The 2361-nt window shown below is 40.2% G+C and carries 3 protein-coding genes; 1 reads left to right on the top strand and 2 read right to left on the bottom strand.

Going from position 1 to position 2361, the window contains the following annotated elements; all coding sequences use genetic code 11:
- The coding region (locus tag PSN35_RS07125; RefSeq protein ID WP_300031452.1) for a UbiD family decarboxylase at nt 1-1036 on the bottom strand (1036 nt) is incomplete at its 3' end.
- A gap of 16 nt (nt 1037-1052) precedes the next feature.
- Entirely contained in the window at nt 1053-1724 is a 672-nt protein-coding gene (gene dnaQ, locus PSN35_RS07120; protein WP_300031449.1) for a DNA polymerase III subunit epsilon, read from the bottom strand.
- Nucleotides 1725-1794: 70 nt separating this feature from the next.
- Between dnaQ and rpoZ the strand changes: the two genes are divergently transcribed.
- Entirely contained in the window at nt 1795-2130 is a 336-nt protein-coding gene (gene rpoZ / locus PSN35_RS07115; protein WP_300031447.1) for a DNA-directed RNA polymerase subunit omega, read from the top strand.
- The last annotated feature ends 231 nt before the right edge of the window (nt 2131-2361 follow it).

The raw sequence follows: 2361 nt of genomic DNA, 5'->3' as shown, positions 1-2361 counted from the left end.
GGTATTGTTGCTGCAACAAAGGCACAAATACTTCGTTAAGTGCCACACCTAAAACGGCAGGCTCGTCAATGGGTTTGCCCGTATAAGTGGAGTGATAAATAGGATTTTTTCGATGCGTGATTCGCTCTACGGTAAACACAGGAAAACGCTCAACTTCGTTGTAGTAACCTGTGTGATCACCATACGGACCTTCGTCAGCCATTTCATCTGGGTAAATAACTCCCTCAAGAATAATTTCGGCATTTTCAGGCACTTGTAAATCGTTACCAATACAGGTGCATACTTTAGTTTTTTTACCACGTAACAATCCGGCAAATGCGTATTCACTCAAACTGTCAGGAATTGGGGTGACCGCTGCCAAGGTAGTGGCTGGATCAGCGCCAATCGCCACAGATACTGGGTAAGGTTCGCCAGGATTTTTCTCGCACCAATCTTTAAAGTCAAGCGCACCACCACGGTGTGATAGCCAGCGCATAATGAGTTTGTTTTTACCAATGACTTGTTGACGGTAGATGCCTAAATTTTGACGTTTCTTCAAAGGCCCTTTGGTAATGGTTAGCCCCCAAGTAACTAATGGTGCAACATCTCCCGGCCAACAAGTTTGAATGGGTAGTGTTGATAAATCTACCTCATCACCCTCAATAATTACTTCTTGACACTGACCTTTTTTTACCGATTTGACCGGCATGTTAAGCACTTTTTTTAGTGTCGGAAGTTTTTCAATCGCATCTTTTAAGCCTTTAGGTGGCTCGGGTTGTTTAAGCTCGGCAAGCAGTTTGCCCAACTCTCGAAGTGCTACTAAATCTTCTTGACCCATGGCAGAGGCGACACGTCCGGTGGTGCCAAATAAATTAGCCAATACAGGGATATTATGACCCTTGACATTTTCAAACAGCAGAGCGGGACCTTGCTGGTCTAGAGTTCTGCGGCAAATTTCAGTAATTTCTAAATTAGCGTCCACTTCAGTGGTAATGCGTTTTAATTCGCCACGACCCTCTAGTTCGTTAATAAATTCTCTTAAATCTTGGTAGATCATGTTATTTCCTAGTTGGTTAAGCGTTGGCAAAATAGTTGTTATGCAGTTCAAGTTCTTGTTCGCTGGCAGATACAACTTTAACCTTACCCAAATCTTGACTTACCCGAATAATTTTATGATTGTCTGAATTGCCGCCGTCAGTGGCCTGTTCGTTACTAAATAAAGTTGACTGTCCGCCAGTCATGGCCAAATAAACTTGTGCAAGGATTTGCGCGTCGAGTAGGGCGCCATGAACAGTTCTTGCGCTGGCATCAATTTCAAAGCGACGACACAAGGAGTCTAAGTTGTGGAGTGTGCCAGGGCGTTGCTGTTTAGAAAGTTCTAATGAGTCAATAATGGTGCAATGATCTTCAATGCGCTCATCAGAGCCAAATAATTTAAGCTCATGATTTAAAAAGCCTAAGTCAAATGGCGCGTTATGGATAACTAACGTAGCACCCCTAATATATTCCATAAACTCAGCAACAATGTCTTCAAACTTTGGTTTGTTTGTTAAGAATTTATCGGTAATGCCGTGAATTCTAACCGAGTCACCCACGTTTCGATCAGGCTGAATGTATTGATGATATTCATTATCTTCAGTAATCGCTCTGTCAATAATTTCAGTACAGCCGATTTCAATAATTCGATGACCTTCAGAAGGCTCAATACCCGTCGTTTCGGTATCTAAAACAATTAGTCTTTCCATAAAATAATGTAGAAGTTTATTTTCGTGTAAAATTGATTGATTTTATCATAACTAAAAGTTAGAGAGTATTATGGCTAGAGTAACTGTTGAAGAGTGTTTGGATTTTGTAGATAATCGTTTTGAGTTAGTCTTGGTGGCTGCAAAGCGTGCTCATCAGTTAAGTTCAGGTGGCTATAAATCAACGCTTGACGCAGGCAAAGATAAGCCAACTGTAGTTGCTTTGAGAGAAATTGAGGCGGGTCTTATTAATGCTTCAATCTTAACTGAAGATTATGCCATGGAAGAAGAATTAACCGCTCAACAAAAAGTGCATGACGCGCAAACCGCTCAAGAAATTGAAGCAGAATTGTCAACAACTGCAGTTGACGAAGGTGTTGATGAGGTAACTGAAGTAACAGAAGAGTAATTTCACTATTATTTAAGTTAAAAAAAATGACGCTTTAGCGTCATTTTTTTTACATGATGAAATAGTAGGGTATTGTATTAAGTAATGATTAACTTTATTAAAATTGAAAATACAGAAATTCGATTTCATGAAAATTGGCCAGATATTAATGTTGGGCTGGCCATGGCGGCAATTAACTTAAGTAGATCTTCAACGGAATTTAATTTATTAATGGAGCAGACTTGTAATCAG

The organism is Candidatus Thioglobus sp., from assembly GCF_028599055.1.
GTDB lineage: Bacteria > Pseudomonadota > Gammaproteobacteria > PS1 > Pseudothioglobaceae > Thioglobus_A.
The sequence above is the reverse complement of the archived record's forward strand: the minus strand, read 5'-3'. Positions and strand labels throughout refer to the sequence as shown.

What these genes read in the sequence shown, in the direction of transcription:
- dnaQ (WP_300031449.1), bottom strand. Translation starts at nt 1,724, where the DNA reads ATGGAAAGACTAATTGTTTTAGATACCGAAACGACGGGTATTGAGCCT.
- rpoZ (WP_300031447.1), top strand. Translation starts at nt 1,795, where the DNA reads ATGGCTAGAGTAACTGTTGAAGAGTGTTTGGATTTTGTAGATAATCGT.